At 42.8% G+C, this 25,833-nt stretch carries 23 protein-coding genes; 13 read left to right on the top strand and 10 right to left on the bottom strand.

Annotated elements, in window-relative coordinates; genetic code table 11:
* Nucleotides 1–402 precede the first annotated feature (402 nt).
* The 4 genes from HWQ39_RS16070 (at nt 403) to HWQ39_RS16055 (ending at nt 2,858) form a co-directional block, all read left to right on the top strand.
* Nucleotides 403–1,299: an ABC transporter permease gene (locus HWQ39_RS16070; RefSeq protein ID WP_292847128.1), complete on the top strand. Its 897-nt coding sequence runs from the start codon at nt 403–405 to the stop codon at nt 1,297–1,299.
* 66 nt (nt 1,300–1,365) lie between these two features.
* Complete coding sequence (locus tag HWQ39_RS16065; RefSeq protein ID WP_292846759.1) at nt 1,366–1,575, top strand: hypothetical protein; 210 nt, start codon at nt 1,366–1,368, stop codon at nt 1,573–1,575.
* A 158-nt stretch (nt 1,576–1,733) separates the two neighbouring features.
* Nucleotides 1,734–2,630 carry an ROK family protein gene (locus HWQ39_RS16060; protein ID WP_292846757.1) on the top strand — a complete coding sequence of 299 codons (897 nt, stop codon included), beginning with the start codon at nt 1,734–1,736 and terminating at the stop codon, nt 2,628–2,630.
* 3 nt (nt 2,631–2,633) lie between these two features.
* Entirely contained in the window at nt 2,634–2,858 is a 225-nt protein-coding gene (locus HWQ39_RS16055) for a hypothetical protein (RefSeq protein WP_292846755.1), read from the top strand.
* Here the strand turns inward: HWQ39_RS16055 and HWQ39_RS16050 are convergent, their stop codons facing one another.
* From HWQ39_RS16050 to HWQ39_RS16040, 3 genes are all read right to left on the bottom strand, one after another.
* A complete protein-coding gene (locus HWQ39_RS16050) occupies nt 2,859–3,422 on the bottom strand; it encodes a Uma2 family endonuclease (RefSeq protein WP_292846753.1) in 564 nt (187 codons plus the stop codon).
* A gap of 79 nt (nt 3,423–3,501) precedes the next feature.
* A complete protein-coding gene (locus tag HWQ39_RS16045) occupies nt 3,502–3,924 on the bottom strand; it encodes a hypothetical protein (RefSeq protein WP_094347562.1) in 423 nt (140 codons plus the stop codon).
* A 153-nt stretch (nt 3,925–4,077) separates the two neighbouring features.
* On the bottom strand, nt 4,078–5,715 hold the full coding sequence (locus tag HWQ39_RS16040; RefSeq protein WP_292846751.1) for a CTP synthase: 1,638 nt from the start codon (nt 5,713–5,715) through the stop codon (nt 4,078–4,080).
* Nucleotides 5,716–5,799: 84 nt separating this feature from the next.
* Here HWQ39_RS16040 and HWQ39_RS16035 point away from each other — a divergent pair, with 84 nt between their 5' ends.
* The 4 genes from HWQ39_RS16035 to HWQ39_RS16020 all read left to right on the top strand — a co-directional run bounded on the left by HWQ39_RS16035 (nt 5,800) and on the right by HWQ39_RS16020 (nt 8,497).
* Nucleotides 5,800–7,554, top strand: a complete 1,755-nt coding sequence (locus HWQ39_RS16035) for an N-acetylmuramoyl-L-alanine amidase (protein ID WP_292846749.1) — start codon at nt 5,800–5,802, stop codon at nt 7,552–7,554.
* A 110-nt stretch (nt 7,555–7,664) separates the two neighbouring features.
* Nucleotides 7,665–7,889 (top strand): hypothetical protein, encoded by a 225-nt coding sequence (locus HWQ39_RS16030; RefSeq protein ID WP_292846747.1) that lies wholly within the window; start codon nt 7,665–7,667, stop codon nt 7,887–7,889.
* On the top strand, nt 7,889–8,152 hold the full coding sequence (locus HWQ39_RS16025; RefSeq protein WP_292846745.1) for a type II toxin-antitoxin system RelE/ParE family toxin: 264 nt from the start codon (nt 7,889–7,891) through the stop codon (nt 8,150–8,152). Before HWQ39_RS16030 ends, HWQ39_RS16025 begins: the two co-directional genes overlap by 1 nt.
* A gap of 39 nt (nt 8,153–8,191) precedes the next feature.
* Nucleotides 8,192–8,497: a hypothetical protein gene (locus tag HWQ39_RS16020; protein WP_292846743.1), complete on the top strand. Its 306-nt coding sequence runs from the start codon at nt 8,192–8,194 to the stop codon at nt 8,495–8,497.
* A gap of 22 nt (nt 8,498–8,519) precedes the next feature.
* Here the strand turns inward: HWQ39_RS16020 and HWQ39_RS16015 are convergent, their stop codons facing one another.
* Nucleotides 8,520–10,979 (bottom strand): dynamin family protein, encoded by a 2,460-nt coding sequence (locus tag HWQ39_RS16015; RefSeq protein ID WP_292846741.1) that lies wholly within the window; start codon nt 10,977–10,979, stop codon nt 8,520–8,522.
* A gap of 274 nt (nt 10,980–11,253) precedes the next feature.
* A complete protein-coding gene (locus HWQ39_RS16010) occupies nt 11,254–12,264 on the bottom strand; it encodes a hypothetical protein (RefSeq protein WP_292846739.1) in 1,011 nt (336 codons plus the stop codon).
* 343 nt (nt 12,265–12,607) lie between these two features.
* Between HWQ39_RS16010 and HWQ39_RS16005 the strand changes: the two genes are divergently transcribed.
* Complete coding sequence (locus HWQ39_RS16005) at nt 12,608–12,985, top strand: hypothetical protein (RefSeq protein ID WP_292846737.1); 378 nt, start codon at nt 12,608–12,610, stop codon at nt 12,983–12,985.
* Nucleotides 12,986–13,122: 137 nt separating this feature from the next.
* On the opposite strand, the gene HWQ39_RS16000 is transcribed toward HWQ39_RS16005, so the two are convergent.
* Nucleotides 13,123–13,620: a pentapeptide repeat-containing protein gene (locus HWQ39_RS16000; RefSeq protein WP_292847125.1), complete on the bottom strand. Its 498-nt coding sequence runs from the start codon at nt 13,618–13,620 to the stop codon at nt 13,123–13,125.
* Nucleotides 13,621–13,742: 122 nt separating this feature from the next.
* On the opposite strand from HWQ39_RS16000, the gene HWQ39_RS15995 reads away from it, so the two are divergent.
* Complete coding sequence (locus HWQ39_RS15995) at nt 13,743–14,249, top strand: YraN family protein (protein ID WP_292846735.1); 507 nt, start codon at nt 13,743–13,745, stop codon at nt 14,247–14,249.
* 70 nt (nt 14,250–14,319) lie between these two features.
* On the opposite strand, the gene HWQ39_RS15990 is transcribed toward HWQ39_RS15995, so the two are convergent.
* Nucleotides 14,320–14,709 carry a hypothetical protein gene (locus HWQ39_RS15990; protein WP_292846733.1) on the bottom strand — a complete coding sequence of 130 codons (390 nt, stop codon included), beginning with the start codon at nt 14,707–14,709 and terminating at the stop codon, nt 14,320–14,322.
* Between the two features lie 245 nt (nt 14,710–14,954).
* Here HWQ39_RS15990 and queA point away from each other — a divergent pair, with 245 nt between their 5' ends.
* From queA to HWQ39_RS15975, 3 genes are all read left to right on the top strand, one after another.
* A complete protein-coding gene (queA, locus tag HWQ39_RS15985; protein WP_292847122.1) occupies nt 14,955–16,145 on the top strand; it encodes a tRNA preQ1(34) S-adenosylmethionine ribosyltransferase-isomerase QueA in 1,191 nt (396 codons plus the stop codon).
* Nucleotides 16,146–16,267: 122 nt separating this feature from the next.
* Nucleotides 16,268–17,371 carry a tetratricopeptide repeat protein gene (locus tag HWQ39_RS15980; protein WP_292846731.1) on the top strand — a complete coding sequence of 368 codons (1,104 nt, stop codon included), beginning with the start codon at nt 16,268–16,270 and terminating at the stop codon, nt 17,369–17,371.
* A 252-nt stretch (nt 17,372–17,623) separates the two neighbouring features.
* Nucleotides 17,624–18,466: a methyltransferase domain-containing protein gene (locus tag HWQ39_RS15975; RefSeq protein ID WP_292846729.1), complete on the top strand. Its 843-nt coding sequence runs from the start codon at nt 17,624–17,626 to the stop codon at nt 18,464–18,466.
* A gap of 664 nt (nt 18,467–19,130) precedes the next feature.
* On the opposite strand, the gene HWQ39_RS15970 is transcribed toward HWQ39_RS15975, so the two are convergent.
* The 3 genes from HWQ39_RS15970 to treZ all read right to left on the bottom strand — a co-directional run bounded on the left by HWQ39_RS15970 (nt 19,131) and on the right by treZ (nt 25,801).
* Nucleotides 19,131–20,654: a trehalase family glycosidase gene (locus HWQ39_RS15970; protein WP_292846727.1), complete on the bottom strand. Its 1,524-nt coding sequence runs from the start codon at nt 20,652–20,654 to the stop codon at nt 19,131–19,133.
* A gap of 55 nt (nt 20,655–20,709) precedes the next feature.
* Complete coding sequence (gene treY, locus HWQ39_RS15965; protein ID WP_292846725.1) at nt 20,710–23,508, bottom strand: malto-oligosyltrehalose synthase; 2,799 nt, start codon at nt 23,506–23,508, stop codon at nt 20,710–20,712.
* Between the two features lie 445 nt (nt 23,509–23,953).
* Nucleotides 23,954–25,801, bottom strand: a complete 1,848-nt coding sequence (gene treZ / locus HWQ39_RS15960) for a malto-oligosyltrehalose trehalohydrolase (RefSeq protein WP_292846724.1) — start codon at nt 25,799–25,801, stop codon at nt 23,954–23,956.
* Nucleotides 25,802–25,833: the final 32 nt, after the last annotated feature.

Here is a 25,833-nt window from a genome sequence, read left to right as displayed (position 1 = left end):
AGTCATCGAGCGTCTGGGGTTTCCATGCCAGTTGCTTCAACGGGGGGAACCCCCGCAACGCACTGGCTCCCCATGAGCGACTGGCGTGGGCCAGGGGGGATCGAATTCTATGCAGCTTCATAAAGAATTGGTATTAGGGGTATTCTGACTTCTGACTACTGAATTCTGTTCGATAATTTCACCTCTAACTCAGTAGACATCTCCAGAAATTAAAGATGTGTTACCCAGAACCCTTGTAGAGACGTAGCACTGCTACGTCTCTACATTCTTTTTCACCAGATGTCTAGTCTAGCTCTGTATTTATCGTAAATTAGTCAGACTTTCATTGAGGATGTTTACGCAATCCCCGATCTAATATGTAAAATGGTCAGCGTATCAAGCTTTGCTCCAGGCGATCGCTTTATGGCCATTACAAAACGGCGACTACCGACATTTTTACAGTTTGGCAAAAGTTTCAATCTTTCCCAAAAACTCATGCTCATCGGGTTAGCCATTACCCTATTTTTCATCTTCCTGGCATTCTTCGCTCCCGTATTGCAGGCTTGGGGATGGCTGCAAAACCCGAAAGATTTTCTCTCTAATCCAATTCACGAGCCACCCTCAGCTAAACATTGGTTTGGTACTAGTCGCCTGGGTTATGATGTGTTCTCCCGGACGTTGTTCGGCGCTCAAGCTGCTTTGCAGGTGGTAATTTTGGCAACGGCGCTGAGTATGATTATCGGTGTGCCTTTGGGGATGCTGAGTGGTTATCTCGGTGGGAAGTTAGATAAAGTGTTGCTGTTTATTATGGATAGCATCTACACTCTACCAGGGCTACTGCTGTCTGTGACACTGGCGTTTGTGGTAGGGCGTGGGATATTAAATGCAGCGATCGCTATTAGCATTGCCTACATTCCCCAATATTACCGCGTTGTTCGCAACCACACTGTGAGCGTGAAAACTGAAGTGTTCATCGAAGCTGCTCAAGCAATGGGCGCTTCTACTTGGGTTGTGCTTTCTCGTTATCTGTTTTTCAACGTCATTCAAAGCGTACCCGTCCTATTTACGCTCAATGCCGCTGATGCGATTTTGGTGTTGGGCGGTTTGGGCTTTTTGGGGCTAGGACTTCCCGAAGAAGTGGCAGAATGGGGACATGATTTAAAACAAGCCTTAGAAGCTCTACCTACTGGCATTTGGTGGACTACGCTTTTCCCTGGTTTAACGATGACATTTATGGTGGTAGGGTTATCACTACTTGGCGAAGGGTTAAATGAATTTGTCAATCCCCGATTACGGAGAGAAAATAGAATCCGACAGTAATCATTGGTTATTGGTCATTATTTTTAGACAAATGACAAAGGACAAATAAACAATACAGAGATTTGTATGAAAGATAATCTAACCTTAATTGCTGCCGCTACTGGCGGGTTTATCCTTTCCGTTGCTCTTGCTGGTATCTTAAGGGGTGCGCCAATTACAGCTTGGCAGGAACAATCGAGTTTTCGTACCACAACTGTTGCTAATTTACAGAGAGCGGAGTTGAAAGCTCCGCGTCTTAAGATTGGTGATGAAAATGACTCACATTCAATAAAATAGAAAATTTAGAATTTTTTCGCGCCGAGATGCTAAGTACAGATTTACAGAAAATAATGGCGAATTGAGGGGTGAAATTGAAACGCAGAGGAGGGCTGAGGTAAGCGCAAAGGGTACGCAAAGGTTTGCTAGGTGGCTATGGTTTGGTGTGAGGTTTTAAAGTGGTGAGTTCTCAAGTAATTGGCATTGATGTCGGGGGAACAGCAATTAAGCTGGGGCGTTTTGCAGATGATGGTACTTGTCTGCAATCTTTGACTGTGGTATCTCCTCAACCAACAACGCCGGAGGCGGTGTTAGCAGTGATGGTAGATGCGATCGCACAAATTGATCCAGATAATCAAGCTGTTGCCATTGGTGTTGGTACTCCTGGCCCATCTGATGCCGCAGGACGCATTGCTAAAATCGCCATTAACTTGCCTGGATGGATCGATGTGCCTTTAGCAGACTGGTTAGAAGCTAAGATTGGCAAACCCACTGCGATCGCTAACGATGCTAATTGCGCTCTTTTAGGAGAAGCTTGGCTGGGAGCCGGTCGCCACTTTCAAAATCTGATTCTGCTAACTTTAGGTACTGGGGTTGGTGGCGCAATTATCCTCGATGGCAAACTATTTATTGGACATCAAGGAGCCGCTGGGGAATTGGGTTTAATTTCATTAAATCCTGATGGGCCAATTTGTAATAGTGGCAATCAAGGCTCTTTGGAACAATATGCCTGTGCGACTGCAATTCGCCGCCGCACTCTCAAGGAACCTATTGAATTGGGTTTTCTTGCCCAACAAGGAGATGCCGCAGCATTGACTTTTTGGCAAGAATATGGTAAATACTTGGGAATTGGTTTGACCAGTTTGATTTATGTACTCACACCGCAGGCGATCGTGATTGGTGGCGGTATCAGTGGCAGCTTTGAGTTTTTCTTACCAGGTGTGAAGGCAGAGATTGAGAAGCGAGTGCAGCCTTTATCACGAGTGGATTTACAAATATTACCAGCAGAGTTAGGCAATTTTGCGGGGATGGTAGGTGCGGCAAAGTTGGCATGGCAACGCTATTCGGAATGTTAGATTATGGTTCAAACAATCCCAACGAGAGATATAAGTCTTTACGAATTAGAAGAAAAATTTGGTTTGCAACTTGCCACAGACATTAATTTCTTTCCAGAATGGACAGAAATACCAACTCTGGCAGATGGGGAACAGAAAGCGATGGCGCGAGTGAAAAGCAACTATTTAAACTTGAATAAGCACCGTCTGATGTCAGAAGAGGCGGTAAAGATGGTAGTTATCATCTAACTATACTTGCAACTCAAATCCAGGTAATATATCTTCTCCAGAAAGAATCGCCGGCATTTGCATAACTTCTACAGCTTTTTCGAGTCGGTAAATTTCCACTTGCTTATCTTGAGGATTAATTAGCCAACCCAAACGCAAACCATTTTCTATGTATTCCTGCATTTTCGCTTGGATAGGTGCAAGCCGATCTGTCTCGGAACGCAGTTCAATTGCAAAATCAGGTACAAGTGGCGGAAATTTTTTTCGTTGTTCTAGTGTTAAAGCTTCCCATCGTTCCAGCTTTACCCAAGCCGCATCAGGGGAACGTTTTGCACCATTTGGAAGTATAAAGATAGTTGAAGAACTAAAAACTTTGCCTAATTTAGCTTGACGATTCCAATTATTCAAGTCTGTAATTAAATCAGCTTCTTGATTTCCGCTTTCTCCTCCTACTGGTGGCATAATAATTAATTCTCCTGCTGCATTCATTTCCAGGCTTAAATCGCTATTGGCAATACACAATTGATAAAATTGCTCATCGGTTAAATGAGCAATCGGTTCTAGATTAAGCACAACAGTATTCATTGAATCTTTCCTCGTGCCTTTATTGCTAACTTCGTTACCTTTAGTTAAAAGTTTAGCAAGAGTAAGTTCCTCGTTCACACTAAGATAAAGAATATCCTGTTGCTTTCTTAACGTATTTCACAACTTTTTCATAAGATTCAGGATTACTCACAGGGTTGATGATGATGGGAATAGTGCCATCTGGCAACCAAAAAGTTATCCTACCGTTCGGTTCATGACAAAAGGAACTGATACAGTTGAGATTAATTACATATTCATTTTTTTCGTAATTTATTCTTACCCAGTGGGCATGATCTAATTCTAATCCTGTCACACATTCTAAATAATCAAAAATCTTTTGATAATCTTCCAAATTACTTTGCGGGTTAATCACTATGGGAATGGCGCTATCGGGTAGCCAAAAAGTCACCCTGCCATTGAGTTCATAACAAAAAGCATGGACACGCTCAAAATTCACCACATATTCTTTCCTCTCGTAAAGGATTTTCACCCAGTACGCCACAACATCTCCTCAAGTCCGAAATTTACGAATGATGCACCCTGGATGTCCAAATCTACTGAAGCCCTAAGTTAATGTTGCTATGCACCAATTCAAAATCTAAAAAATTAATTTTGAATTACGAATTACGAATTACGAATTATGAATTACGAATTTTTATGACACCTCCAATGGTGTTGGCGTACCAGATGTAGAAAGAGAAAGAGCGATCGCTGTTTGAATAAACCCTTTAAATAAAGGATGAGGGGTACTGGGGCGTGATTGAAATTCTGGATGAAATTGGCAAGCAAGAAAGAATGGGTGCTTGGGTAATTCCACAATTTCAACTAAGCGTCCATCAGGAGAAGTACCACTGATCGTATAGCCAGACTTTAACAACAGATCGCGGTAGTCATTGTTGAACTCATATCGATGTCGATGTCGTTCATAAATTACATCTTCTTGATAAAGCTTGAAAGCTAAAGTATCAGGTATAACACGACAAGGATATAGTCCTAAGCGCATTGTACCCCCTAAATCCACTACTTCTTGCTGTCCTGGCAATAAATTAATTACGGGATCGGTTGTGTAAGGGTCAAATTCGGCACTATTAGCACCTGTTAATCCCCCTACGTGCCTTGCCCATTCAATCACAGAACATTGCATACCCAGGCATAATCCCAAAAAGGGAATTTGGCGATCGCGCGCGTATTTAATAGCGGCAATTTTGCCATCGACTCCCCGAACCCCGAAACCTCCTGGCACAACTATGCCATCGACACCCTGAAGATGAGTTTCAGCTGATTCAGTTTCCAAATCTTCTGAGTTTATCCAACGCAGACGCAGTTTGCTATAAGTGGAGATTGCCGCATGGTTCAGTGCTTCTACTACAGATAGGTAGGCATCACTTAACTGTACATATTTACCAACGATCGCAATTTCTACCTCGTGCTTGGGAGTATGTAACCGTTGTACCAGGGTTTTCCACTGCGTCAAATCTGGTTTACGTTGTTCCATTTGCAGCAAGTTCAGCACTTGTTCTGCCATTCCTTCGCGTTCTAGATTTAGCGGTACTTCATAGATACTTTTGGCATCTTGGGAAGTGATGACGCATTCTTCGGGGACATCGCAAGATCCCGACAATTTTTGCTTTAATCCTTTGGGTAAGGGGCGATCGCTCCGACAAACTAAAATATCTGGTTGAATACCAATGGATCTCAGTTCTTTAACTGAATGTTGTGTCGGCTTAGTTTTCATTTCACCCGCCGAGGCAATCCACGGTACCAGCGTTACGTGCATATACAGTACATTCTGCCGTCCCACCTCTTTACGGAACTGGCGAATTGCTTCCAAAAACGGCAATGATTCAATATCTCCCACCGTCCCGCCAATTTCTGTAATTACTACAGAGGGGTTTGTACTTTTAGCAACTCGCAGAATCCGCTCTTTAATTTCATTGGTAATATGAGGAATTACCTGGACAGTACCGCCATTGTAGTCTCCGCGCCGTTCTTTATTGATGACTGCTTGGTAAATTGAGCCAGTAGTCACACAATTCAACCGCGACATTGAGGTATCGGTAAAGCGTTCGTAATGCCCCAAGTCTAAATCTGTCTCCGCCCCATCCTGGGTAACGAATACTTCCCCATGCTGAAAGGGACTCATCGTGCCAGGATCGATATTAATATAAGGGTCGAGTTTGAGAATCGACACCGAATATTCGCGCGACTTGAGCAAACGCCCTAGACTTGCTGCTACAATGCCCTTACCAATACTGGAAACTACGCCTCCAGTGACAAAGATAAACTTAGTCATAGTAGTTTGAATTTCTAACAACTTCTAAAAATACATCCCGTCATTGTGCCACAGTTATTGTGGTGTAATCTTCTGTGATTTGCTGTGAAAAAACTTCTAGGATTAGTAATATTAGGCTGTATTCTCACCTCCTCAGTAACATTGGCAGAGCCATCTCTTATAGTTATTTTTCCCCAGACAAACTACCAGACAAGTGCCCAAAAAATCTTCTTTCTGGGCACTGCACCACCAGATGGTCAGGTTTTGATCAATAGTAAGCCAATTACCCGCAGCAAAGCTGGTCATTTTTCCCCTAGTTTCCCCTTGCAGTTGGGGGAGAATCTTTTTACTGTGCGTCGCCAGAATCAGGAACTTAAGATTAAGGTGATCAGACTTAACGCTAGCCCGGAACTACCACAGGGGGTAGCCTTTGCGAAAGATTCCCTGACTCCCGCAGTTGACATTGCCAAATTACCGGGAGAAGTAATTTGTTTTGGCGCGATCGCACCCCCTAACGCTAATGTATCTGTAACCCTGGCTAATCAAACTATTACCCTTTCACCCCAACCCGAACAGGCACAACTACCAAGTAATTTGGCAGCTTTGATAGGGCAAAATCAGCCTCATGCCCAGTCTAGCGTAGGCAACTATCAAGGTTGCACCACAGCGGCAACAGCCGCCGATCTGGGAAAACCTCAGTTTCAACTGACGCTTGATGGCAAGACGATAACTCAACCCGGATCTGGTAAGATTGAAATCCTCTCAAGATCGCAGTTGCCAATTTCTGAAGTTACAGTAGAATCAGGCGTTGCTCGTACTGGCCCTAGCAGCGATTACTCTCGACTTACACCACTGCCCAAAGGCACACGCGCAACGGTTACAGGTAGGGAAGGTGAATGGTTGCGCCTAGATTATGGCGCTTGGATTAATAGTAAAGAAACCCGCATTTTACCTGGTGCAGTTCCGCCACAAACAATAATTCGCAGTGTCGGATACCGTCAACTCCCTAGTGCGACAGAGATAGTTTTCCCCTTGCAAGTTCCCGTACCCGTGAGCGTACAACAAACTGAGCAAGTGATCGCTCTCACTCTCTACAATACCACTGCCCAAACAGACATAATTCGCCTGGATGATAACCCCCTAATTTATCGCCTAGACTGGCAACAGGAAGCCCCAGGACAAGTAAAATACACCTTTAACCTTAAAAAAGCTCAACAGTGGGGATATAAGCTGAGATACGACGGCACAACCCTGGTTTTGGCTTTGCGTCATCCACCTAAAATTGGGAACACAAGACGCAAGCCTTTAGCTAATTTCAAGATTGTACTAGATCCAGGGCATGGAGGTAAAGAAACTGGTGCCAGTGGCCCAACTGGATATTTAGAAAAAGATGTGAATTTGGTGGTATCTAGGTTGCTGCGCGACGATTTGGTGAAGCGAGGGGCAACAGTGGTAATGACGCGAGAAGATGATCGCGAAGTTTCTTTAGTAGAACGTCAGGCAATTATCAGTCGAGAAGAACCTGCGATCGCAATTTCCATACACCACAACTCTCTACCCGATGATGGCGATGCTGAAAAAACCAAGGGATTCGGCGCTTTTTGGTATCAACCCCAAGCCCACAACCTCGCAATATTTTTACAGAAATATGTAGTCAAGAAACTCGGTAGACCTTCTTATGGTGTTTTTTGGGATAACCTGGCGCTGACACGCCCGACAGCTGCGCCATCGGTGTTACTGGAATTGGGTTTTATGAGTAATCCTGATGAATTTGAGCAGGTGGTAAACCCAGAGATACAGAAGAAAACGGCTGATGCGATCGCTCAGGGGATTACTGAGTGGTTTAGGAGTGTTAAATAGATTTATCGGTATAACAAAAGCAATGGGTATTATTGATAACAATGATGAGATGTCTTTAGATTAAACTAGAGGCGGTGACAGAAAAAGTAAAAATAATGAGGTAACTAAAAATGAAAACTGAACAAGAAAGAAAAGAAACAATTGAAGCTATCAACGTGTTGTTAAACCAAGCATACGACAGTATTTTAGATGAAATACTCGAGGGCTTAAAAAGAATTGAGGATATAGAAGACGAGGAAGATACACAAGCTATTAAAGAAGCTAGAGAAGATAGACGCATCAATGGCACTGTGTCTTGGGATGAATATAAAGGATATAACAGAGAAACGGCTTAATGTATCAAATCGAATTTACTAAGGGTGCGATAAAACAACTAAATAAACTACCAAGCAACATTAAAGAACGCATCGATGTAAGAATTTTAGATTTGTCTACAGAACCGCGTCCAGACGGAGTTAAAAAAATAAAAGGTGATGAAAATTCTTATCGGATTCGAGTAGGAGATTACCGCGTAATTTATGAAATATATGATGATATTTTGTTAATAAGTGTAGTTAGAGTTGGGCATCGAAGTAAAATTTATAAAGACGAAACTTGAAAAATAAGAAAATCTTATGACTAGTGGCGACATTGCGGTGTGAGTCTCCAAGTAAGTTTGTCCAAATATCAGTGTTTTTTGATATTGAGGCGATCGCCTGACAAGGATGAGATTCTAGGACAACTACCTGAAGATTTTGCTGTTAAGATTGCTGAAATCAAACAACGCTGGCGATCGTTCTCAATCTCTGCTCCGACGAGGTTCTACAGGTCAAGATTTGCTCAAATTTGCTGGTACTTGGCATGGAGACGACCTAAAGTAGTGCCTAGCATTTCTGGATGCAACCCGCTCAAAAGCGAAAGCCAACGCTATGTACTTCTGTTACCCAGCATTGGCTTCAGGTGATTCTTTAGGCTTTTAATGGATTCTATCGATTCCTTGGTTTCCAACTATCAAGAATTTCTCGAACATATACTAATTCGTTAAGATATTCACTCATTTTTATTCTTTGACTTTCGAGAATAGCAATAACCTCAGAAGCTTCTAGTTCCCTTGTTGCCCTTTCTTTAAGTAAATAATCAAATTCGGACTGAAACCTATTGATATAGTCATTGATTTGCTTTTCGCCTTTCCGAAAATCTTCCGATACTTGTTTTTGAATAACTCGCTGGAGTAATTCTAGATTTTTCTCCACTTGTGCATCTATTTTCTGCTGGATGAGATATGTAGTTTCTTGTAAATCAATGTCGTAGACATCGCGGAAAGAATCGATTTTAGCATCAACTTCGTAAGTTTTATTAGAACAGCACTTAGTTTTAGATTCTTTTTTTCTATATGCTTCTTGCTGATGTTGAACCTTAGCATCAATCCCTGAGAATTCAAACTCAGGAAACTGAATTGGATTATTACCTATTTCTACCTGTAAAGCATTTCCAATATACTCAGATAGATCATCCGATATAGCCTGAATTTCTTTTCGGATTCTTTGAGCTAAGTCTTCACGAATTTTTGTTCCATCCCTAAGTAGTCTGTCTTGAGTATCTAGCCAAAAGTTTTGAATTATCGGGGTACAATACTCATTAATTATTTTACCTATTTGTTCAGCATCTTTTCTGTTTTTGACTCTGATTTTATAAGGCTCAGAGCTAGAATTAGCCTCAAATAAAGAACCAATCTTATCTAGGAGGTATGTGAAAAGATTTTGATTTTTATTCTGAGGTAAAGATTTTTTTGATTGATTCTCAGCTACTCTCTCAATTTTTGTTGCTATACGCTTTTTAGCGGTATCTGCAAATTTATTAATCCCTTGGCTGAACGTACTGATTAATATTTGCTTTTGTGCTTCTACGGACTTTTTTACGGTAGCCACCTGATTTTTTGCTAAATCAGAGTGTTTTTTGTACTCTTCTATTTTTTGTAGTAGTTCCTCAAACTCTAACTGCCAGCCTCGAATATCTGTAATAAATGTCTCATCAATAGCTTTGGCTGCTTTGTTCAATTCATCTAAAACATCACTCAATAAATTCCATCCTGAATTTTGAGTAATTGTTTGAATTACTGTCTCTTGAATTATCGGAATACCACTATCGGTTAAAGCTTGTGGTGCAATTTCTTCTGGCAAGGGAATGATACGCCTTCCTTTTTCATCTCTTTGGGTATCTGTAGGGGTAAAAAATTTTTCAAAGTCTTTAATATGACTATCAGTTGCCTTGCCTTGTTGAATAAGCTTAGATAACAATCCCTGCCATCCACTAACTGAATAAATTATTGGTTTTGGGATACCAAATTCAACTAAATTTATTCTTAAAGATTCCATAACATCTGCAATAGGTCTATCTGTCTCCGCTTTTCTATCTACTTTATTAAGAATAAAGTAAATCTTACCTGTATTCTCTGCTAAGAATTCCTTACGCTGCTCAATTAAATCTTGAAGCAATTCTGAGTTAGTGTTGTCCCTAAATGCTGTGTAATCCAGAATGAATAATATAGCATCACAAGTTCGGAGAGCTTCTAAAGCAGTCTGCTTTAAGGAAGTTGTGTTAAACGAGACAGACTCCCACTCATTGGGGCCAGGAGTATCAACTAATGTGAAACCTGTCAGTGATGGCATTGTACTAATCGCTTCAATGGGATGTTCTAATTCAAAACGTGTAGTATTATCTTGATTAGATTTAGCTCGAATCTCATGGGTACGCTCTAAAAATCTTTGCCGAATTTCGCTTGCTTCACCTTCTATTAAAACTATAGGTTCTCGCTTACCTGCTTGATATTCTAAAAGTCTGGGTGTTTGTCCGGCATCAATTGGACGGATATCTGTACGACAAACTGTGCAAGCTTCTGATTCACTTGCTAAGACATCTGCACCAATTATGGCATTCAAAAAGGTACTTTTACCTGCTTTCATGGCTGCAATTACAGCAACCTGATATTTTTGTTCTGCTAAGGCTTTTAAAGCTTTGGTAAGATTATCTTCAACGCTCTGTAATCCTTGGGTACTATCTCCTTCTTTGAACCGTCCAGCCCGAAGTTCTTTCAAGTACTTTAAAAGTTGCTCGCCAGTATCACGAATTCTGTTATAGGTTTCTTGAAATTCTTGTTCAGACATATTTTTAGCTTCTAATTTCATTATAATTCCCTCCTCATTTATATTTGAATGATTTGAAACATCCACTGGCTCCCAAATTATTTTGCGTTGAATAGCAGCAATAAAATTACGTGCATAATAATCACTAGGTACACAAATTAACTCTTCATTTATTTTGCAGAGAACATTATTTGTAAGTTCTACTGCATTGACAAATGCCTTCAAAGCATCTTCTGTTGGCTCTCTATCAATATCCCACATCAGAGAAATCAGACTATGCTGTAATCTAACTGCTAAACGCAAACAATCTTTTTCAACTTCATCTAAAGCGTGCTGACGAGTTAAACCAAGAATTTGCTTTTTGCTTTCATCAGCTAGTTCATAGTATTTTTGCTCCAAGTTGGTATATTTATCAGCTAGTTCATTTGCAACAGTCCTATGATGTTTGGCAGCTTGTCTATCACTTTCCCCAACAGCATGAGTAGTAAAAGCACCAACAACTGCTCCAACAGCTAATCCAAGAGCGCCGAAAATAAAAGGAAGCATACAAACTATGTAATCCTCTAAAATTTAATTCCTATTGTTCTGTGAGAATATGAGGTAGTTGAGAACCAGCAAGCAATTTACTATCTGCTGATGTTAATCCTAGAGACTGAGCAATAGCGACTGATTCACGTAAACGTTGCATAGCCCCTTCTATCCCCGGTGCAATTGGGCGATTTGTAATTTCTTGATTAATTGCTTGCGCTTCAGCCAAAAACTCTAGATTTTTCTGGTGTTCATAAATCAATTCGTTTTCAATTGCTTGTAATCTTTCTAATTCTTGCTGAGTTAAAGATTCATAATAGATTTTCACCGTTTTTTTATGGTCATCGAGGATTTTGAAAAACTCGTAAACCATACCCGCAGTTCCAACAACAGCTAAAACTGGTGCTGCTGCGGTTAAAGCGATCGCAATTGGTGGACAAGCTGCTGCTACTGTTGTGGTTACAAACGCTGTCACACCCCCAACTGTGCCGCCTTTTACGGTATCTTTCAATGTTTCTATAGCGGCTTCTTGTGCAGAAATTTCACCCCGAACTACGCGCAGCCCGTTGGTTAGTAACGAAAATGGTGCTGTCGTCGCTACACCAATGGCTGCTCCCAGAGGCGCGGCTTTAACACCTGCTTTAACTGCACCTGTTAGATTATCAAAATGCCATTTAGCATCTAGTCTCATTTGCTCCTGCGAAGTCATGGGTTTATCGCCACGAGCTAAATTATCTTTGGCGTTTTCCCACTTGATATTTTTGGGATCATTTGAGCCGCCTTTGCTATGCGGTTTGATATGACTAGCGTGTTTATCTGATAGGTATTTTTGGGTATTAACATCAGCCGATTTGCCATCAATCCCTGCTCTTTGAGATGGAGGGATTTTATCTAACATTTCTTGGGCTTGCACTCTGGTTCTGATCGGATCACCAGATCGAATCCCACCTTTATATAATCTACGGGCTGCACTTAAGGATAAATCTTGTAATTGAGCGTGTTGAACGTTAATGTTGGCAGCTGCGTTAAAAGTGGAATTATGCTCTTGTTCGTTAGACATGGGAAACCAATCTAGTGTGATGTATTAGCTTATTTTCTTATGGTTCCCATTTGAGTTCAGATGCGATCGCCCCACAGCCAAACCCAAAAAATGGAGCCATGCAGAAAATAGCAAAAACAGCCTCAAGTTCTTGAAAGGTGCGTTGGCGTAGGCCGTCGTAGATATCGCTGATTTGCCTACTAATGAAAAGCTAGTTGAAGTCTGTAGTAAGCTTTTGCCTGTAATTACTAAGTTTTTCGGTTTGCCATAACTCCTTGCTTTGTCTTGATTTCAGTGCTTTTACCCTGCCAGAACCACTTTGATTGCGGATAGAAATATATGAAATCTTATATTTTGAAACTGTATGTATTTTAAAATAGGAGGTGTGGTGGGAGCGATCGCTATTTTATTGAGTAATGGTAGTGCCATCGCCCAAGATGCACAAAGATATATCACTGTAGGGCACGATCAATTAGGAAACAGTGTAGCTCTGGACACAAAAACTATTCAAGGCACTACATATAAGCTTTACGGAATCTATGGAGATGGCATCTTTGAAACTACCTTTGATGCTTCGTGCAAAGAATCGCGGCTTTTTCGGAATCGTATTGCCATTTATAGCTCAGATGGACAGCTACTTCAAGACGATCAGCAGAAAGGAGAAATAGCTTTTGTAGCCGATTCTTCACCAGGCAAAGGAATGCAAATTGTTTGTCAAAAGATTGGTGCCCGTGGTTGGTAGGTTAAGTAGGGAATGGGGAGTAGGGGGATAAGGGAGCAGGGGAGCAGCAGGGAGAAGAATTATTCCCCTCCGCCCCCCGCACCCTGCCCCTCTGCCTCTTTTCAATGCCCAATGCCCCATATCCAGATAAGAAAATACTAAGGACAAAATAACGTGTCACGCGTATCTCGCCCTGTAACGGGATTAGTCCCTTTGGCAAGTTTGCACAATTTTTTTTGCTCATCGGGACGCAGTAGCGTATCGGTAAAATCTGCCCCGTCAATAATTGCACCGTCAAATCTAGCGTTAGCAGCAAAAGCACCTTCCAACAGTGCATTTGTCAAATTTGCTCTGACTAAACGAGCCGAGTCTAAAGTGGCATTTCTTAAATCAGAACCCTCCAAATTCGCAGACTCTAAATTTGCGGCAAAGAAGCTGACACCGTTTAACTTAGCGTGGCTGAAGTTGCTTTGGCGAAGATTAGCTTTAGTAAAGCTAGAGTCTGTTAAATCACGTCCAGAGAAATCAGCCTCAACCAAAATTTCCTTATTATATTCGAGTGCCAAAGCTGTTGGAGTAAAACCGACTGTTGCGGTGATGCCAACTATTCCCCACAGGAATAAGCCGAGTATGCTTGCCCAAACCTGATGTTTCATTTGATACTTCAAGCCCAGTTTTGTTGGGGATGAGTCGAGTGTAGAATCCGCTGTGCGTAGGCGTAGTCCGCCGCAGGCATCGCTTAACCTAGAATTCACAGAATTCATGATATTTATAGTCAATGGCTAACCTTCCTCCATCTCATTATCCAGATATTGGTCATTTAGGAGAAGACCTAGTAGCCCAATGGTTGCAATCTACAGGTTGGATAATTCTCCATCGTCGCTTTTCTAGCCGCTGGGGGGAAATTGATATCATTGCTGAATATGCTAGAGAAGCAGAGGGAACAGCAGGAGAACTCAGGACTCAGCACTCGATATTGATTTTTGTTGAAGTCAAAACCCGCAGTTCAGGTAGCTGGGATGCAGGGGGAAGAAGCGCAATTACCCTACAAAAGCAAGCAAAAATCTGTCAGACAGCTGAAATATTCTTAGCCCAGCACCCTGATAAGGTAGATTATTCTTGTCGATTTGATGTTGCTATTGTCTACTGTCAAAAGATACCAAAAAATCTGATTGGGGTTACAGCAAACCAGGAAGCTCTAGCTACTTCATCAGTAGACGGATATAAGTTTAAGCTGCAAGAATACATTCCGGCAGCTTTCGACTCTTTAATTGATAATGGCTAATCGGTAATGGATAAAATATCTTGATTACCAATAACCAACTATTTTGTAGTGGCGTTACAACCAAATAATGTCACGCCAAAGTTTCTGGACAGTAGCCTAAGCCTCGGACAAACTGTTGTCGAAATGCTTCAATTTCGTCTCTCTCTGGGCTACCATGAGAAACGATCGCGACTTGATAGCGACGCATCACATCCACAGGGCACTGTCCCGCTTCCAAACTCCAAAGTGCCATTTGCACCCTCATTGGCGGTTCGTAGCTAATTCCTAATTCATTTAGAAAAGCGCGAAAGTCGCCATCTTCTTGGGGCGAGATTTGACCTTTGAGTTTGATCCTAACCACCCAGCCATCAATTTGATGAATTACGGTGATGAACGAAACTGGTGTCTGGGGTCTAGCGTGGAGGTGTTGAACGACCCTCAGGGTTAGACTGGCATTTGCCAGATAGTACAAGTATTCCATGTTTGTTGGTGCTTGGGATCAAAGCCAATCCTACATATCTATATTCGTCAATCAGTGCCCTTTCCCGGTAGGGTAAAAGCCCCCGTTTTTAGATGGGGAGGTTTACCCAATTTTTATGTTAAGTTTTCCGTATTACCTAATAGTAACAATCTTATAGCCTTGCGGCAAAACTGAGCCAAGATCCCTTAAAGTTCCTTTAGAAGGGAAAGCTTAAACTAGCTTTTTTGAGAGAGTATAAATACTAAATAAAGCAAAAACTAGTACAAGGTAATTTGAAAGATACATCTCGTCCACAAGCAAAAGATTTTGAATTAGATTGCTCGGTAGCTGGCTATGACTACGAACTACCTCCAGAACTCATTGCCCAAAACCCAGCAGTTCCTAGAGATAGTTCGCGGTTACTGGTAGTTGATTCTCCCACTACAGGCATCGAAGCAGCATCCCTACACCATATTTTCCATGATTTGCCTGGACTGCTACGCTCTGGTGATTTGTTGATTATGAACAATACAAGAGTCATTCCAGCGCGGCTTTATGGTCATAAATCCACTGGTGCGAAAATCCAAGTGTTGCTGTTGGAAGAACGGCAGCATAACTGTTGGCTAGCTTTAGTTAAGCCAGGAAAAAGCTTCAAACTGGGAGCGAAGATAATTTTTGAACCAGGGCAATTAGGGATTCGGGATTATAAAGATTCTTCGCCAATCCCCAGTTCCCAACTCACCGCTACGGTTCTAGAAACAGACGCAGCAACCGGGGGGCGTTTGTTGCAATTTGACGTACCAGAGGGAAAGACTTTGGTGGAACTGTTAGAGGTATTTGGTGAAGTCCCGCTACCACCGTACATCACTACCTCAGAAGCTGCTGATGAGCAGTATCAGACAGTTTATGCTAAACAGCCAGGAGCGATCGCAGCACCGACGGCAGGATTACACTTTACCCCAGAATTATTAGAAAAGTTGCGCGATCGCCAAATCAATCAAGCTTTTGTCACACTACACGTTGGTGTCGGCACATTTCGCCCTGTGGAAGTAGAGGACGTAACTACCCACCAGATGCATGAAGAATGGATTGAAGTTCCCGCCGCTACAGTAGAGCAAATCCGTGCCACTAAAGCTGCTGGCGGTCGGATTATTGCTGTAGGAACAACAGCAGTACGGGCTTTGGAAGGGGCAGCTAAATCTGGGAACTTACAACCATACTGTGGTAAAACAGACTTGTTTATTTATCCCGGCTACCAATGGCGGGTAGTGGATGGTTTGATTACGAATTTTCACTTACCTCGTTCTAGTTTATTGATGCTGGTAAGTGCGCTAATTGGCAGACAACGGTTATTGAATATATACAACGAAGCGATCGCTTTTAGATATCGTTTTTATTCCTTCGGCGATGCCATGTTAATTTTGCCGTCAGCCGCGGGAGTGGAGAGTGGGGAGTAGAGAAGCGATTAATCGCATCTCTACAAGAGTTAGGAGTTAAGAGTGGGGAATTTGGAATTTTTTCTTTCGTGGTGGGTACTCTGACTTATGAGGAGTTAAAAATAAGTACAGGTCTGTTATTCATGTCTGAAAAATACCTATTTTCTCAGAGCTTAAATTTATTTTGCCAGGTAACACTAGTTGGGTGTTCTGCGTTTTTGGTCTTGGCTACACCGGCAATTACTAATTTCCCAGTTAGCAAGTTGCTGGCAGAAACCGCAATTTCTCAGGATTTGGAAGCTGCTAGCTTTTTCCAGCAGGGAGTGACGCGCTATAACCGTAAAGACTTACAGGGTGCGGAATATGCCTTTCGCCAAGCGTTGCAACGAGATCCTAGCCTTGGGGCAGCGCGAAATTATCTAGGTAATATCTTTATGGAGCAAAATCGCCTGGATATAGCTTTACAAGAATATACAGAGGCGATTAAGATTAATCCCAATTTTAGCGAAGCTTATTACAACTTAGGGTTAGTCTTGCACCGACAAGGAGAAAAAGAAGCTGCGATTACGGCTTATCGCCAGAGCTTAGTGATAGATTCTACAAGGGTGGCAGCGCTGTATAATCTGGGTTTGGTGCTGTATGAACAAGGACAAGTTGAGGATGCGATCGCAGCATATCAGCAAGTAATCAATCTAGATAGCACTTATGCAAACGCTTATTTTAACCTAGCGATCGCCTTGCAACAACAAGGAAAAATAGAGCCTGCGATCGCTTCTTATCGCCAAGTATTGCAGCTAGATCCTAAAAATGCCACAGCTTACAACAACATGGCAAGTTTGCTAGCAATGCATGGTCAAGCTTCTGAGGCTATCTCTGTTTATCGGCAATCTATTCGCCAAAATCCGAAAAATGCCTCAGCTTACTATAACTTGGGAGTTACTTTATATAATCAGGGCGACATCAATAAAGCCAGTGGAGTCTTGCAACGCGCTCATAATGAATATCGTCAGCAAGGCAACATTGAACAAGCCCAGAAAATTGAGCAGCTAATGCAGCAAATTGCCCAGCAAAGTAAGCAACCTCAAGCCAGTCAAACAGCTACTTCTTCTCAGAGTTCAGATTCTACAAGTAATGTAGTACAAACACCTGAGCCACAGACGCCAAATCAACCAGAAACGTCAGTAAATCCTAGCAATGTGCCTGTATCAGCTGAACCACAGTCTAATTCCACGAATACCGGACATTAACAATTCAAAATTCAAAAAGTCAGATTTAAAATCGGTTGCCAAGGCTTTAAGCTGTAGCTCTATTTGAGAAAATTGACATAAATTCGACTCAGTAAAGTTTCTTAAGGTAAAACTGATCAATTTTTCCAAGGAGGATAAATCTTGGTTTACCGTCCCTGGAAGTAAAAATACCCTTATCTAATTAAAAACATACATGGTAGCCTAACCTGTATGTTTTTTTGAATTTTACTTCGTCTCAATACTACTTTTTTCATGAGTGCAACACTTTATCAGCAAATTCAGCAGTTCTACGATGCTTCTTCTGGCCTGTGGGAGCAGATTTGGGGCGAACACATGCACCACGGCTACTACGGTGTCGATGGCAGCCAGAAAAAAGACCGTCGTCAAGCTCAAATTGATTTAATCGAAGAACTGCTCAAATGGGCAGGGGTACAAGCAGCAGAAAATATCCTCGATGTGGGTTGTGGCATTGGTGGCAGTTCTTTATACCTGGCTGAAAAGTTTAATGCTAGGGCTACAGGAATTACTTTGAGTCCTGTGCAAGCTGCCAGAGCAACTGAACGTGCAACGGAAGCGAATTTGAGTCTGAGAACTCAGTTTCAGGTCGCCAATGCTCAAGCAATGCCTTTTGCTGATAATTCTTTTGATTTGGTTTGGTCGCTGGAAAGTGGCGAACACATGCCAGATAAAACTAAGTTTCTCCAGGAGTGCTATCGAGTCTTGAAGCCTGGTGGCAAGTTAATTATGGTGACTTGGTGTCATCGACCGACTGATAAATTACCACTGACGGCAGATGAAGAAAAGCATTTGCAGGATATTTATCGGGTGTATTGTTTGCCTTATGTGATTTCTTTACCAGAGTATGAAGCGATCGCCCGTCAACTTCCATTAAACAATATTCGCACCGCCGATTGGTCAACTGCCGTCGCGCCCTTTTGGAATGTAGTCATTGATTCGGCGTTCACTCCCCAAGCGCTTTGGGGTTTACTCAATGCCGGTTGGACTACCATTCAAGGGGCGTTATCACTAGGGTTGATGCGTCGCGGTTATGAGCGCGGGTTAGTTCGGTTTGGCTTATTGTGTGGGAATAAGTAGTTTAAGCCCTGGCGGTTAGAAAGTGAGGCCAATACTGTTCGGTGAAAACAAGAGACGCGATGAATCGCCGTCTTTACAATAATCAGTATTTTGTTTTGACGGCGATTTAGGGAACTCCAAAAAATAAATTATCCAATATTGTGGGGCGGGCAAGATGCCATTTGTCTCAACTTAAGTTAAAACTCTTATCCCACAAGCATTTTACCCCCCTTAATCCCCCTTGGAAAGGTGGGAAAAAGAAATGCAGTTCCCTCCCCTTTATAAGGCTACGGTGTACACACAAGTCTTCTAGAACTGCGTTATGGGCTTTTGATCCCCCCAACCCCCCTTAAAAAGGGGGGGCAAAAAACTCTCAAAGTCCCCCTTAAGAAGGGGGATTTAGGGGGATCTAGAACGATTTTGGTTTTCTAGAAAGATGTGTGTACACCGTAGCCTTTATAAGGGGAGGGTTAGGGTGGGGTAACGCGGCTCGTGATGGTCAGTGAATGAACTCAATATCAGGTCTTGACAAGGGTTTCACGTTAAGTTGACACGTATGGCAAGATGCCTACCCCACAAAAGTTAATTGGATATTTTTTATTTGGAAGTCCCTAAGAGAAAATCAAGCTTTTTTAACCCGCCTGCGCGGGTTTTGCCTGTGTCGTTGCGGCTTGTAACCGCCGATTTAACTAGGAACTTTTTTCCCACCGGCTGCTAAAAGTTCTAGAATGACTCCATTTGTCCAGCCGAAACCGACTTCGTTAGAACTATATCCAAAGGAAATATCGTCGGAAACATTTGCAGAACAGCGCTCAACATCATATTTTTCAACTAGGGTATTGTGACGCTCGAATTCTTTAACTACCATAGCTAGGAACTTGTTGGCAATGCGATCGCCTTCTGTATGAAACCCATAACGGTGAAGTCCCTGAACGGCAATTAACGTCAATGGTGCCCAGCCAAAGGGGGCATCCCACTGGTTTCCGGTGACATGAGTACTAGTCAAAATTCCGCCTGGGGCTTCAAACAAAGAGAGATTTTCCACGACGCGCTTGGCTTGGATTGGAGAAGCAATTCCCAGCCACAGAGGATAGAAGGTGGTAGCAAATTCGTAGCGGCGGCGTTTTCCACTCTGGAAGTGGTAGTCGAAATAGAGTCCTCGTTCTTCATTCCAGAGAAATTTATCGATCCGATCACGGCGGATATCTGCACGATCGCGCCATTGTTTTTTCAGTTCTTCGTTCCCCAAAATAGCGTTAATTTGTGCCAAGTCTTGTTCTACCTGATACAGGAAACTGTTGAGGCACACAGGAGCGTAGTGGAGGATATCAGCACTGAAGGGGCCAAATCGGTTGGTGATATCAAAACCGGACTCGCGCATGGTGCGATCGCCCTTATAAAATAGACTGGTCAGTTGGTCATTTTCCCGGTTGTAGTAAAGATTGACATCATAATCTTCAACCTCAAAGGTTTGGTAATATTCCTTGACGCGATCGTAGTGGCTTTTTCCCTCCTCATCTCGCTCGGAGAACACAACTTCTGGCGCGGGGCCTTCCCCAAAGGCATAAAATCTGGATAAGCCGGTTGCAGGATTTAGGTGAGGCGGTACTACCCAGTAATAGTAAAATTGCTCTAACAACGGGACGGTTGCTTTCAACCACTCTTCATTTTTGGTGTGTTGGAATAACGCCAAAACCATCATACTGAGGACTGGAGGCTGCGATCGCGAGAGCATATAAGTCCGGTTGGCATTGAGGATAGTACCGTAATGCTTTACCTGGTACAATAATTGGTCTACCTGGCTTTGCGCTAGATCCCATTCTTCATCGTGCAAAAGTCCCAGTAATATAAAGTAGCTGTCCCAGCCATACATTTCGTTAAATCGACCACCTGGTACGACATAAGGGCCTGGTAGGTATAGTAAGCCATGCTCTTTAATCGCTTCCACTTCTGACGGCAAAGTGCGAATTTGTAGCTGTTGCATATCTTTGGGATATAGCGATCGCTCTAACACACCCTGAATGTTGGGATAATCTTCTAAGGGGGAAATGTAGACAATCCAGGGAGTGTCGGTTTTGTGGTCTAGTTTTGTATCTTTGGCAGATTGTAATAGGTGTTCGTGCGATCGCGTTAAGGTTTTCCACGTTTTTTTGATATGGAAGCGCACTTTGTTTATCTGCGTGGCGGTAAGTGTTGGGGGAGTGGTCATTATTTTTTTAAACGCAAAGGAACGCAAAGGGAACCGCAGAGGTACGCAGAGGTTTTTACTCGGCGCTGCTAACTAATAAAGCAACTGGGAAATGAGCGAGAGCCGATCCGATAGATAGGGTTTCTGTGGATTGTAAGGGTTCCTGAGTTATGACGTTTTTCCAGGTGTGGGGAGTTCCAGGGGGTAGTTGGAGATGGGTATCTTGCCAAACTGACTCGCCTAAGGGGTTGTCTCCTGGCTGGATGAGGCTGGTTAAAAAGCGAGGTGCGATCGCGATCGCTGTTTGATTCCCTTCCCGCCGGGCAAAGGCGATAATATGATTGGCGTAGGTTCCTTGAAGTTCTAATGGTAAATAGTCGCCATCCTGGAATAATGAGACAAAGTTTGTTCTTGCTTGGAGTAATTGAGCCGTTAAAAACAGTTTGATTCTGCCGTCGGTTTTGTGGTTTTGTAACTCCTGAATTAGTCCGAGAATGTCTGTTTTTACTTGTTCGCGGATGGTGCTTAAGTAAGTTCGTCGCTGTTCAAAATCCACGGGACGGCGATTGTCTGGATCGACTAGGCTTAGTTCCCAAAGTTCGGTTCCCTGGTAAAAGTCGGGTACGCCGGGGGCGGAAATCTTCAGGAGAGTTTGGGAAAGGGAATTGAATATCCCATAGTCGGCAATTCGCTGTTGAAAGGGACGAAAGGCTTCTAGAAATTCCCCGGAGATTGCAGGATCGAGTACTTTCTCAATAAAGGAAGCACAAGCTTCTTCATACTCGCTATCAGGTCGCAACCAGGCTGTATGCACTTTCGCTTCTCTAATTGCCTTTATTATATAGTCCTTCACCCGTTCGACGAAGGATGTATGCTCGTGTTCGGCAAAGGGAAACGCCCCTACCAGGGTTTGATAGAGAAAATACTCGTCGTTGCGATCGGGTATAGCGAACCCTTGGCGATGGCTACGATGTCCTCGATTAATGGCACTCCAAGTATTTACCTGCTGATCCCACTCATCGGGAATTTCTGAGAGGACATTCAATCTGGCCCGCACATCTTCGCCGCGTTTGGTGTCGTGGGTGGCGGTGGTGTTCATTGTGTGGGGCCAAGTTGCTTGGTGCTGTTTATTAAAACTGTGGAAGTCAGCTACAGAAATCCCAAAATGACCGGGATTACCCCCGACTTCATTCAGCGATAGTAAGCGATTGTAAACATATAATGTGGTGTCTTCTACGCCTTTCGCCATGAGCGGGCCGCTGTATTGCTGCATTCGCAAGACAAAATATATCCACTGTTCGCGTTCTGTTTGAGTTAGAGAATTATCAAACTCTAGCAGCATTAACTTTTCAATAAAGGTTAACTCGTGCTGTAACAGAGGCGTTTGTTCTTTGGCTTGGTGAATTACTTTCTCAATGGTGGCGCGATCACTATCTCCAATTCCATCGGGCGTAATGTAGGTACGGTAAATCGGGAATAGTGTCAAAACTTCTGCGATCGCTCTTTTGAGTCCATTCAGCGTAAAATCATTACCATAGCGATATTTACTAGAAATATTCTTTAGTAAAAGAGCCAAATTGTCAATATCACCGGCTAAATTCTTTTCCAGTATTAAGTGCTTTTTATCCTTCACCACCGAGGCATAATCTACCCGTGAGCCAATAAAGTTCTGGTAAACTTTATCAACCTGTGATTGATTTTCTGTTTGACAAAATACGCCATTTACGTAGTTTAAAAAGTCATATCCCGATGTACCTTCAATTGCCCAATTTTCCGGCAAATCTTCGGTGAGTTCTAAAATCTTCTCAACGGTGATATAAACATCACCCATTTTTTCCCGTAGCCTTTCAAGATACTGAATTGGGTTATAAAGTCCATCAATATGGTCAATGCGTAAACCTGTAAATTTGCCCTCCTCAACCAGCTTTTGAATTAAGCTGTGGGTATTATTAAAAACTCGCAGTTCTTCAACTTTCACAGAAATCAATTCGTTGACAGTAAAGAAACGGCGGTAGTTCATTTCTTCCGCGCCAACCTTCCAGAAGGCGAGACGATAAAATTGATCCTTCAGTAATTCATCTAGGAGGTTATAGCTTTCAGAATTACCAGGCTCTCCGTTGAAAGTTTCGATATTTTCATCAATAAACTCGCGGATAGAATCATTTGTGGTGTAGAGTTCCCAAACCAAGCCTTTAATAAATGCAATCTGGTCTTGTCGCTGTTTACCCGCCACCTCTGAAGGCACGTTTTTGAGAATATAGAGAATCCCCAACAGCTTAATAAAATCGGGGTGATTGCGTCCCAGTGTACGGGTGAGTTTCCCTAAATTATGGGTGATAAATTTTGTGTAAGATTCTAACCGGAGTGGCAGTTTTAAGCTGTAATAGTTGACAGTTAAACCGTTTTCTTCATATTGCAGTTGGATATGTCCGTTTTCCAGGGATGCACCATAGAAATCTCCCAGTAACGGCGCGAGAATTCGCTCTTGGCGATCGCCAAAGGGAGCATTCCAAGAAAGGTCGAAATAGTCGGTATAGCTGGAATCTGGCCCGTGTTCCAATATATCCATTAAGTAAAGGTTTTCGCTGGTATAGGCCATGTGGTTAGGCACAATATCTTGTAACCAGCCCATACCAAGGGATTGGACTTCATCAACTAAGGCATCAAAGGATTCATTAGTTCCCAATTCTGGGTTAAGTTGAGTGGCATCGACTATATCGTAGCCGTGCGTACTCCCGGATCGGGCCTTAAAAATGGGGGAGGCGTATAAATCGGAAATACCTAAATCTGCTAAATAAGCTGCGATCGCTTTAGCGTTGTCAAAGCCGAACTGGGGTGTAAACTGAATCCGATAAGTGGCGGTAGGAATTCGCATATTTTTTTTCGTGGACAGTGGGGAATTTGAACCTTTTATAGATTGTTTGAGAAGTAGTTAGCTGTGATTTTGGGCATTTGTTGATCCCCCCTAGCCCCCCTTTTTAAGGGGGGAACCGGAATAAAAGTCCCCCTTCTTAAGGGGGATTTAGGGGGATCTAGAACGTTTTGTTTACCAACAAGAGGACTTTTCAAACAACCTCTTAGCTCGGACATTGAACCTTTTAGCTCGAACGTTGAACCTTTTAGCTCGGACGTTGAACCTTTTAGCTCGGACGTTGAACCTTTTAGCTCGGACGTCGAACCTTTTAGCTCAAACGTTGAACCTTTTAGCTCGAACGTTGAACCTTTTAGCTCGGACGTTGAACCTTTTAGCTCGGACGTTGAACCTTTTAGCTTGAAACTTGAGGTTATGAGGCTAAAACTTTAAGTTCTAACTCTCCCCCTCATCCTTTTTCATAGAGTAATAAACTAGTAGGTTGCAATTTTACTTCTTGTCCCGCAGATAGATGTTCCGCAGCTTCAGAACCAGGGCCAGACCATGAGGTATCTGCTGAGTCTAATATTTTATGAACATCGTGTTGACTTGGCAAAGTCACCGTCACGGGGGACGAATTGAAATTCATTGCAAATATTAGTTCACTCGATTCGCACCAACGCCGCACAATGACCAACTGTTTATCTTCATCGCTAGTAGCTTCGATGAAATTACGGTCTTGGTTAAGAAGTGCTGGATGCGTCTTCCGTAAATTAATTAACTGACGATACCAATCCCACAGAACTTTGTGCTGTCCTTCATTGCGTAATTGCCAATTGAGTTTAGATTTTAGGAAAGTTTCTGCCGATTCGGGATCTGGGGGATCTTCTGCATAGTGAAATGCTTCAAATTCTTCTTTGCGTCCGGCTCGAACCATTTGAATCAAATCAGGATCAGAGTGACTGACAAAGTAAAGGAAGGGTGCTGTTTCGCCGTATTCTTCTCCCATGAATAACAGGGGTAAGTAGGGCGATAGTAACACAGCGCCAGCAGCTAACTTTAATCCTTCAAAAGAGATCCTCTGGCTGAGGCGTTCTCCTTTCATTTGATTGCCGATTTGATCGTGGTTCTGAATGCAGACTGTAAACTGTGATAAAGAGCGATCGCGGCAAGATACGCCATGAAATCGTTTGCGATCGGGCGAATATTTCCAATCGTAGACAAAAGTATCATTGTAAGCTTTTGCCAAATCAGCAAACTGCCCAAAATCTTGATAATATCCTTGGCGATCGCCTGTCAAGAGTGTGTGCAGTGCATGGTGAAAATCATCACTCCATTGAGCATCAATTCCATATCCACCCAATTCTGCTGGACGAATGATTTGCGGATTATTTAAATCACTTTCAGCAATTAAATGGCGTTTCCATTTTTGCCCTTGTTGTGAAAAATGATGAATCGCTTCTGCCAATTCCCATAAAAAATGCTTGGCTCCCAAGTCGTAAATTGCTTGAATAGCATCCAGCCGCAATGCATCAATGTGGAACTCGCCCAACCAGTAAAGCGCATTTTGGATGAAATAATTTCGCACACCCTGACTATGGGCGTCATCAAAATTCAGTGCTTCACCCCACGGCGTTTTATAGGTTTGGGTAAAGTAGGGTGCGAACTGACTCATATAGTTGCCTTCTGGGCCAAAGTGGTTGTACACCACATCCAGCACAACGGCGATATTATTTTGGTGACAAGCATTTACCAGTTGCTTAAGTTCGGCTGGGCTACCGTAGGAATTTTGAACAGCAAAAGGGTAAACGCCATCATAACCCCAGTTGCGGTATGTCAGAGCAGCCTCAACATGAGTGTCTCCCGGAAATTGGGCAATAGGCATAATTTCAATCGCATTAATTCCCAGTTCTCTCAGTTCTGGTAAACGGGGAATAATGGCGGTGAAAGTTCCTTCAGGCGTGAATGTGCCAACATGAAGTTCATAAAAAATCATCGACTCCACAGGAATACCCGTCCAGCCTTCATCAGTCCATTCAAAGTGATGATCGACAATTTGCGATGGCCCGTGTACCCCTTCTGGTTGATACTGCGATGCGGGATCGGCAAAACTATCTTGACCATTCAAGACATACCGATAAAGCGTACCCGGATACACATCGTTGACCTTCGTGTGCCAGTACCCCTCAGACTGAGGCTTGAGGGGAATTAACTGTGGTTCTGGCGTCAAAACTTGTACCGTAACGCCATCTAATAGCGGAGACCAAACTGTAAATTCACACTCTCCGTTCCCCAAGTAGTTAGCACCAATTCTCACGCAGTATCCTCCCGTCAGATTCTATGTTGTGG

Origin of the sequence: Nostoc sp. NMS8 (genome assembly GCF_017115045.1) — a bacterium.
Lineage (GTDB): Bacteria > Cyanobacteriota > Cyanobacteriia > Cyanobacteriales > Nostocaceae > Nostoc.
Note: the sequence above shows the minus strand (reverse complement) of the source record. Positions and strands in the feature narration are given on the sequence as shown.

Coding starts and splice junctions, on each gene's coding strand:
- HWQ39_RS16070 (WP_292847128.1), top strand. CDS start 403: ATGGCCATTACAAAACGGCGACTACCGACATTTTTACAGTTTGGCAAA.
- HWQ39_RS16065 (WP_292846759.1), top strand. CDS start 1,366: ATGAAAGATAATCTAACCTTAATTGCTGCCGCTACTGGCGGGTTTATC.
- HWQ39_RS16055 (WP_292846755.1), top strand. CDS start 2,634: ATGGTTCAAACAATCCCAACGAGAGATATAAGTCTTTACGAATTAGAA.
- HWQ39_RS16050 (WP_292846753.1), bottom strand. CDS start 3,422: ATGAATACTGTTGTGCTTAATCTAGAACCGATTGCTCATTTAACCGAT.
- HWQ39_RS16040 (WP_292846751.1), bottom strand. CDS start 5,715: ATGACTAAGTTTATCTTTGTCACTGGAGGCGTAGTTTCCAGTATTGGT.
- HWQ39_RS16030 (WP_292846747.1), top strand. CDS start 7,665: ATGAAAACTGAACAAGAAAGAAAAGAAACAATTGAAGCTATCAACGTG.
- HWQ39_RS16025 (WP_292846745.1), top strand. CDS start 7,889: ATGTATCAAATCGAATTTACTAAGGGTGCGATAAAACAACTAAATAAA.
- HWQ39_RS16010 (WP_292846739.1), bottom strand. CDS start 12,264: ATGTCTAACGAACAAGAGCATAATTCCACTTTTAACGCAGCTGCCAAC.
- HWQ39_RS16005 (WP_292846737.1), top strand. CDS start 12,608: ATGTATTTTAAAATAGGAGGTGTGGTGGGAGCGATCGCTATTTTATTG.
- HWQ39_RS16000 (WP_292847125.1), bottom strand. CDS start 13,620: ATGAAACATCAGGTTTGGGCAAGCATACTCGGCTTATTCCTGTGGGGA.
- HWQ39_RS15995 (WP_292846735.1), top strand. CDS start 13,743: ATGGCTAACCTTCCTCCATCTCATTATCCAGATATTGGTCATTTAGGA.
- HWQ39_RS15990 (WP_292846733.1), bottom strand. CDS start 14,709: ATGGAATACTTGTACTATCTGGCAAATGCCAGTCTAACCCTGAGGGTC.
- HWQ39_RS15980 (WP_292846731.1), top strand. CDS start 16,268: ATGTCTGAAAAATACCTATTTTCTCAGAGCTTAAATTTATTTTGCCAG.
- HWQ39_RS15975 (WP_292846729.1), top strand. CDS start 17,624: ATGAGTGCAACACTTTATCAGCAAATTCAGCAGTTCTACGATGCTTCT.
- HWQ39_RS15970 (WP_292846727.1), bottom strand. CDS start 20,654: ATGACCACTCCCCCAACACTTACCGCCACGCAGATAAACAAAGTGCGC.
- treY (WP_292846725.1), bottom strand. CDS start 23,508: ATGCGAATTCCTACCGCCACTTATCGGATTCAGTTTACACCCCAGTTC.